This is a genomic window from Mycobacterium sp. TH-M15 (assembly GCF_057473705.1).
In genome coordinates this window covers 1-5933 of the sequence record NZ_JBYCLB010000524.1, presented here as the reverse complement: position 1 = coordinate 5933, position 5933 = coordinate 1, and the positions used below count along the sequence as shown (strand labels likewise).

Here is a 5933-nt window from a genome sequence, read left to right as displayed (position 1 = left end):
GGTGGCCACCAGCGGGGTGGCGTTCGTCGCCACCTCGGCGCTGCCGGACCGGCTGGACACCCGGCTGCGGGCGCCCGACCTGTGCGACCGGGAGCTGCGGCTCAGCCTCCCCGACGCCGCGATCCGCGCGGACCTGCTGAAAGCGCTGCTCAAGTCGGTGCCGGCCAAGAAGCTTGACCTGGCCGAGATCGCCGACCGCACACCCGGGTTCGTCGCCGCGGATCTGGCGGCCCTGATCCGCGAGGCCGCGCTGCGGGCGGCGTCGCGGGCCAGCGGCGGCAGCACGGCCCCGACGCTCACCCAGGACGATCTGGCCGGGGCGCTGAGCGTCATCCGGCCGCTCTCCCGGTCCGCCGCCGCCGAGATCTCCGTCGGCTCGGTCACCCTCGACGACGTCGGCGACATGGTGGCGACCAAGCAGGCGCTGACCGAGGCGGTGCTGTGGCCGCTGCAACGCCCGGACACCTTCTCCCGGCTGGGCATCGACCCGCCGCACGGCGTGCTGCTCTACGGGCCGCCCGGCTGCGGCAAGACCTTCGTGGTGCGCGCGCTGGCCAGCACCGGACGGGTCAGCGTGCACGCCGTCAAGGGCGCCGAGCTGATGGACAAGTGGGTGGGCAGCTCGGAGAAGGCGGTCCGCGAGCTGTTCCATCGGGCCCGCGACTCCGCGCCGTCGCTGGTGTTCCTCGACGAAATCGACGCGCTGGCGCCGCGGCGCGGCCAGAGCACCGACTCCGGGGTGACCGACCGGGTGGTGGCGGCGCTGCTGACCGAGCTCGACGGCGTCGACCCGCTGCGCGACGTGGTGGTGGTCGGCGCCACCAACCGGCCCGAACTCGTCGACCCGGCCCTGCTGCGGCCGGGCCGGCTGGAGAAACTCGTCTTCGTCGACCCACCGGACGCCGCCGCCCGCCGGGAGATCCTGCGGGTGGCCGGAGAATCGGTGCCGTTGCACGACGACGTCGACATCGACGCGCTGGCAGCCGAACTGGACGGCTACAGCGCCGCCGACTGCGTCGCGCTGCTGCGCGAGGCGGCGCTGACCGCGATGCGGCGGTCGGTCGACGCCGCCGACGTCACCGCCGCCGACGTCGCCGCGGCCCGGCAGACCGTGCGCCCGTCGCTGGACGCAGCGCAGGTGGATTCGCTGCGCGCCTTCGCCGCGGAACGGTAGGTTTGAACCGTGGCTGGCGAGGCGTTTCCGGAGGTGCGTTGGGGCAGGGATCCCGGCCCGCTGCTGCGCCGCCCGGTCGAAGCGTTCATCAGTTCCCGGGTGGGTGCGTTCATCATCCGCCAGCTGACCCCGGTGGACCGCTGGCTGCTCGAACACAGCGACGGGCTGCTGACCATCTTCGGCCCGATCGGGGCGCCGCTGCTGCTGCTGACCACCACCGGCCACAAGTCCGGGCAGCGGCGCGAGACACCGCTGGCCTACATGCGTGAGGACGACCGGCTGTTCCTGGTGGGGGTGAACTTCGGTCAGGTCAAGCACCCGGCCTGGTCGACGAACCTGCTCAACGACCCGAACGCCTGGGTGACGATCGGCGGCGAGGAGATACCGGTGATCGCGACCCGGGTGATCGGCATGGAGCGCGACCGGATCCTGCGGATGTTCGGTGACTACGCCCGCAACTTCGACGTCTTCCGCGACCGGTCCCACCGCGACGTGCGGGTCTTCTCACTGACCCGGCGGTAACCCGGTGCGCATTCGGGCGATGCTGCAGCGGCCGTGGCTGCGGTTCATCCGGTTGGCCGGTTACGGCGCCGCGCTGTGGCTGGTGGTCGAGACGCTGCTGCCGCCCGGCGACGTCGACCTGCTGCACATGGTCGGCGGGGCGCTCGCCTTCGGTCTCCTGCTCGGGGCGATGCTCGGCTACCAGGGCCAGGCCAGCCACCGGGAGGCCATCGCGGCGCTGGCCGAGCTCGGACCCGACCAGCGCGAGCAGGCCATCGTCGCGGTGACCCGAGGCGGCATCCCGGCCGACCCCGCCGTCCAGTACGCGACGGTCCGGCTCGGCCTGGCCTACCTGCGCAACAAGCGGCCGGCGCAGCTGGAGCGGCAGTTCAAGCTCGCCTGGATCATGCTGGCGGTCGCCGTGCTGGCGCTGTTCGCGCTCGCGCGGCCCGACTTCACCGCCCGCCCGGACCGGCTGGCCAGCTACGGCGCGGTGGCGCTGTTCGGCCTGGTCGTCGCCTACCGGAGCATGGCGGCGACGCGGCGCATCTCGACCAACGTGGAACGGATCGCCGGCCGGCTGGACATCCTGCCCGGCTGATCACCGCCGATCACTCGGAGAGCTGGAAGTCCATCATCGCGGTGACGCTGTCCACCGCCTCGTGCAGCGCCGCCAGCCGATCGGCCACCGACGGCGCCGCCAGCACCGCGTAGCGGTCCGCCTCGCCCATCGGAACCCGAGCGGCGAGCGTGTACAGCCGCCGCCCGGGTTCCAGCGCGGCCAGTCTGCGCCGCCGCCGGCCCAGCAGCGCGTCACCGCCGGGCAGGAACCGGGCGCCGCGCGCCACCGCGATCCGTTCCAGCAGCGCGATGATCCGGTGCTCGATGTCCCGGAGCTGCCGGTCGCTCACCGGCTCGCCGGGCTCGTCGGGCCAGTACTCGGCCAGCGCCCGCGGGTACGGGTCGTCCGGCAGCCACTCGCGCACCCGGATCCGCTCGCCGACGTCGCAGCGCAGCAGGTAGCGCCCGCCGCCGAGTTCGCTGCACCGGGCGATGGTCGCCATCACCCCGACGTCGCAGCGCTGCTCGCCGCCGCCCACCTCGCGGCCCCGGGAGATCAGCACCACCCCGAACCGCCGGTCGCCGGGGTCGGGGCGGCGCATCAGCTCGCTCACCAGCGTGGTGTAGCGCAGCTCGAAGATGCGCAGCGAGAGCTCCTCGCTGGGCAACAGCACCCATTCCAGCGGGAACATCGGCAGCGGCACGGCTAGCCGTCCAACTCGGCGACGAGCGAATCCACCACCGCGCGCAGGTCGCCGTCGTGCTCCTCGGCCACCCGGCGCTGACGCTGGTAGGACGCATCGGAAGCGTAGATGCCGCGCACCGCGGCCAATTCGTCGGCGCAGTCCAGCCGCTCGGCGACCGGCTGCAGCCGGGTGAGCAGATCGTCGAGGTCGTCGGTGACCAACCGCTCGTTGCTCTGCGCGTCCAGGATGATCACCGCGTCCAGGCCGTAGCGCGCCGCCCGCCACTTGTTCTCCTGGACATGCCAGGGCGGCATGGTCGGCAGCGTCTCACCGGCGTCCAGCCGGCGGTCCAGGTCGACGACCAGGCAATGCGTCAGCGCCACCAGCGCAGCGAGTTCCCGCAGATTGGACACCCCGTCGCAGACCCGCACCTCCAGGGTGCCCAGATGCGGCGACGGCCGGATGTCCCAGCGGATCTCGTTGATGTGGTCGATGATCCCGGTCTTCTTCTGGTCGTGCACGAACCCTTCGAACTGCTGCCAGGTCTGGAAGTGGAACGGCAACCCGGCGGTGGGCAGCTGCTGGAACATCATCGCCCGGTTGCTGGCGTAGCCGGTGTCCTGGCCGCCCCACCACGGCGACGACGCCGACAGCGCCAACAGGTGCGGGTAGTACCGCAGCAGCGATGTCATGATCGGCATCACCTTCGCCGCGGAGGAGAGCCCGACGTGCACGTGCACCCCCCAGATCAGCATCTGCCGACCCCACCACTGGGTGCGTTTGATCAGTTCGGCGTAGCGCGGCGAGTCGGTGAGTTTCTGCGCCGACCACTGGGCGAACGGATGGGCGCCGGCACCGAACAGCTCCATGCCCCGGTTGTGCACGATCTGTCGGGTGGCGTCCAGGGTCTGCCGCAGGTCGTCGATGACCTGCGGCGTGCTGTCGCAGACGCCGCTGACCAGTTCGACGGTGTTGCGCAGCAGTTCTTTGTGCACCCGTGGGTTCTCGCCGAGGTCGGCGAAGACCGCTGCCGCCTCGTTGGCCAGGTCGCGGGTCTCCGCGTCGACCAGCGCGAACTCCCATTCCACACCGAGCGTTGGCGCGGCGGAGCCGGCGAAGTCGATGTGGGCGACGCCGTTGGTAGCGGGCCTGCTAGCCGGACTCGATGACACCGCAGGCCACCCGTTTACCGGCATCGCCTGTGGTCAGCGTGGTCTGGTCGGCGCCGGGCGTGCCGTTGACCTGCGAGTAACGGTCCGCAGGGATGTTGCCGAAATTGTCGTCCTCGGCGTGGATGATGAGCGCGGTCTTCGTCCCGGCCAACAGGTCGGCCCGGGTGAACGCGTCGGTAGTGGTCACCAACAGCCCACTGCCGTCCTGGCGCACCTGCAACGAGGTCAGATCGCCGCTCTGCGGGTGCCCGCTGTGGCCCGGTGCCTGGAAATGCCCGCCCGCCGACAGGAAATTCCCCGGCTCGCCACCGGCGGGGGCGACCGAGTCGGCCTCACACTTGCCGATCGAGTGGATGTGCAGGCCGTGGAAGCCGGGGGCGAGGTTCCCCGACCCGGTGGTCTGCACGGTGACCGTTGCGTAGCCCTGGCTGAAGTCGAAGGTGGCGGTGGCCACCTCGGTGCCGTCCGGCGTGGTCAGGCGGGCGATCAGGCTGCCCGGGGCGCCCGGGCCGGCGGGCTCCACCGGCCCCTGCGGTGCCGGTGAGCCGGTCCAGATCGCCGGGGTGGTTCCCGGCGCGGTCGACGGCCGCTGGTTCGGGGTGCAGCCGCCTGCCAGCACGGCCGAGGCGGCGAACAGGGCGGCGGCCGCGACGGCGCGGCGACGGGCGGTGCTGATCGGCGTAACCATAGGGAGCAGCCTAGCTTGAGACCGGGCTCACGGGGTGACCAGCACGATGACACCGGGCGCCTGGTCAGCCAACTCGGGAAGCCGCGGCTCCACCGGGGCGTCCAGCAGCTTGCCGACCGCGGTGGCCGCGTCCTGCTCACCGGGGCGCTCGCCGAAGTACACGGTGGTCGCGGTGATGCCCGGGAACTCCAGGTTGTCGACCTCGGTGACGGTCCAGCCGGCGTCGCGCAGCTGGCCGGCGGTGCGGGCGGCGACCCCCGCCTCCTCGGAGATGTTGTACACCCGCACGTCGGGCTTCTCCACCGGCTTGGGCTTCGGCGACGGCGCGGTCGTGGTGACCGCCGTGTGCATCGCCGCGTCGTCGACGCTCCGGCCCGACCCCATCGCCTGAAACCCGATCAGCAGGAAAGCCACCCCGAGGAACAACAGCACCATCACCATGGCCCGCAGCGGGAGCCCGGAGGAGTCGGGGATGTGCTCGTTCATTGCGACCACTGTATCCAAGCGACGGGCGGCAACCCGAAAACGCGCCGCGAGCCGGCCGCGCTCAGGGGACGTCGAAGCCGAGGCGGCGGGCCGCACGCGCCTTCTGCCGGCTGGCCCGCAGCCGGCGCAGCCGCTTGACCAGCATCGGGTCGGCGGCCAGCGCCTCCGGCCGGTCGACCAGGGCGTTGAGCACCTGGTAGTAGCGGGTGGCCGACATGGAGAACAGCTCCTTGATGGCCTCCTCCTTGGCCCCGGCGTACTTCCACCACTGCCGCTCGAACGCCAGGATGTCGTGTTCACGGCGGGTGAGCCCATCGGCGGTCTGCGAGTCGTCCCCTCGATTAGCGTGCGCCATGGCGCCGTCCATATCGCTTCCTCGACCCTTTCGGAGAACTCTCGAACAACCTGCTGCGAATGCTGTGCGTCGGCGTGTTCCGGCGAATATTGAACCACGCCTGTAACTGTGGTTCGGTTACCCGGCCCCGCGAGTCGGGCCGGTGATGTGGTTGGTCGTGCCTTGTGACGAACCGGAGCACGCCCCCATGTGCAGAAACAGCCGTTTGTACTATCTTGAGTTTCGCAGTTATGCGGCGGTTGCGGCGCAGGCCAGTTCGTAGTCGCGGTATTTGTGGGGGTCGGGTTGAGCTGCGGAAACTCCGGTAATT

8 protein-coding genes are annotated in these 5933 nt (G+C 71.2%); 3 read left to right on the top strand and 5 right to left on the bottom strand.

Annotated elements, in window-relative coordinates:
• The 3 genes from AC2VNT_RS12820 to AC2VNT_RS12810 form a co-directional block, all read left to right on the top strand.
• Nucleotides 1-1174: AAA family ATPase (locus tag AC2VNT_RS12820; RefSeq protein WP_486947222.1), on the top strand; the 1174-nt coding region annotated here is incomplete at its 5' end.
• Between the two features lie 9 nt (nt 1175-1183).
• Nucleotides 1184-1696 carry a nitroreductase/quinone reductase family protein gene (locus AC2VNT_RS12815; protein WP_486947221.1) on the top strand — a complete coding sequence of 171 codons (513 nt, stop codon included), beginning with the start codon at nt 1184-1186 and terminating at the stop codon, nt 1694-1696.
• A 19-nt stretch (nt 1697-1715) separates the two neighbouring features.
• A complete protein-coding gene (locus AC2VNT_RS12810) occupies nt 1716-2276 on the top strand; it encodes a hypothetical protein (RefSeq protein WP_486947220.1) in 561 nt (186 codons plus the stop codon).
• Nucleotides 2277-2286: 10 nt separating this feature from the next.
• Here the strand turns inward: AC2VNT_RS12810 and AC2VNT_RS12805 are convergent, their stop codons facing one another.
• The 5 genes from AC2VNT_RS12805 to napA all read right to left on the bottom strand — a co-directional run bounded on the left by AC2VNT_RS12805 (nt 2287) and on the right by napA (nt 5635).
• Nucleotides 2287-2928, bottom strand: coding sequence for an LON peptidase substrate-binding domain-containing protein (locus tag AC2VNT_RS12805; RefSeq protein ID WP_486947223.1), 642 nt, complete (start codon nt 2926-2928; stop codon nt 2287-2289).
• 14 nt (nt 2929-2942) lie between these two features.
• Nucleotides 2943-4118 carry a glutamate--cysteine ligase gene (locus AC2VNT_RS12800; protein ID WP_486947219.1) on the bottom strand — a complete coding sequence of 392 codons (1176 nt, stop codon included), beginning with the start codon at nt 4116-4118 and terminating at the stop codon, nt 2943-2945.
• Nucleotides 4075-4782 (bottom strand): superoxide dismutase[Cu-Zn], encoded by a 708-nt coding sequence (sodC, locus tag AC2VNT_RS12795; protein ID WP_486947218.1) that lies wholly within the window; start codon nt 4780-4782, stop codon nt 4075-4077. Before sodC ends, AC2VNT_RS12800 begins: the two co-directional genes overlap by 44 nt.
• A gap of 27 nt (nt 4783-4809) precedes the next feature.
• The gene (locus AC2VNT_RS12790; protein WP_486947217.1) at nt 4810-5268 is read right to left on the bottom strand and encodes a LytR C-terminal domain-containing protein; all 459 of its coding nucleotides are present in this window, start codon (nt 5266-5268) and stop codon (nt 4810-4812) included.
• Nucleotides 5269-5329: 61 nt separating this feature from the next.
• Complete coding sequence (napA, locus tag AC2VNT_RS12785) at nt 5330-5635, bottom strand: nucleoid-associated protein NapA (protein ID WP_486947216.1); 306 nt, start codon at nt 5633-5635, stop codon at nt 5330-5332.
• Between the last annotated feature and the right edge of the window lie 298 nt (nt 5636-5933).

Excerpts from the sequence above, each read along its gene's own strand:
- AC2VNT_RS12810 (WP_486947220.1), top strand. The coding sequence starts at position 1,716 with ATGCTGCAGCGGCCGTGGCTGCGGTTCATCCGGTTGGCCGGTTACGGC.
- AC2VNT_RS12805 (WP_486947223.1), bottom strand. The coding sequence starts at position 2,928 with ATGTTCCCGCTGGAATGGGTGCTGTTGCCCAGCGAGGAGCTCTCGCTG.
- AC2VNT_RS12800 (WP_486947219.1), bottom strand. The coding sequence starts at position 4,118 with ATGCCGGTAAACGGGTGGCCTGCGGTGTCATCGAGTCCGGCTAGCAGG.
- sodC (WP_486947218.1), bottom strand. The coding sequence starts at position 4,782 with ATGGTTACGCCGATCAGCACCGCCCGTCGCCGCGCCGTCGCGGCCGCC.
- AC2VNT_RS12790 (WP_486947217.1), bottom strand. The coding sequence starts at position 5,268 with ATGAACGAGCACATCCCCGACTCCTCCGGGCTCCCGCTGCGGGCCATG.
- napA (WP_486947216.1), bottom strand. The coding sequence starts at position 5,635 with ATGGACGGCGCCATGGCGCACGCTAATCGAGGGGACGACTCGCAGACC.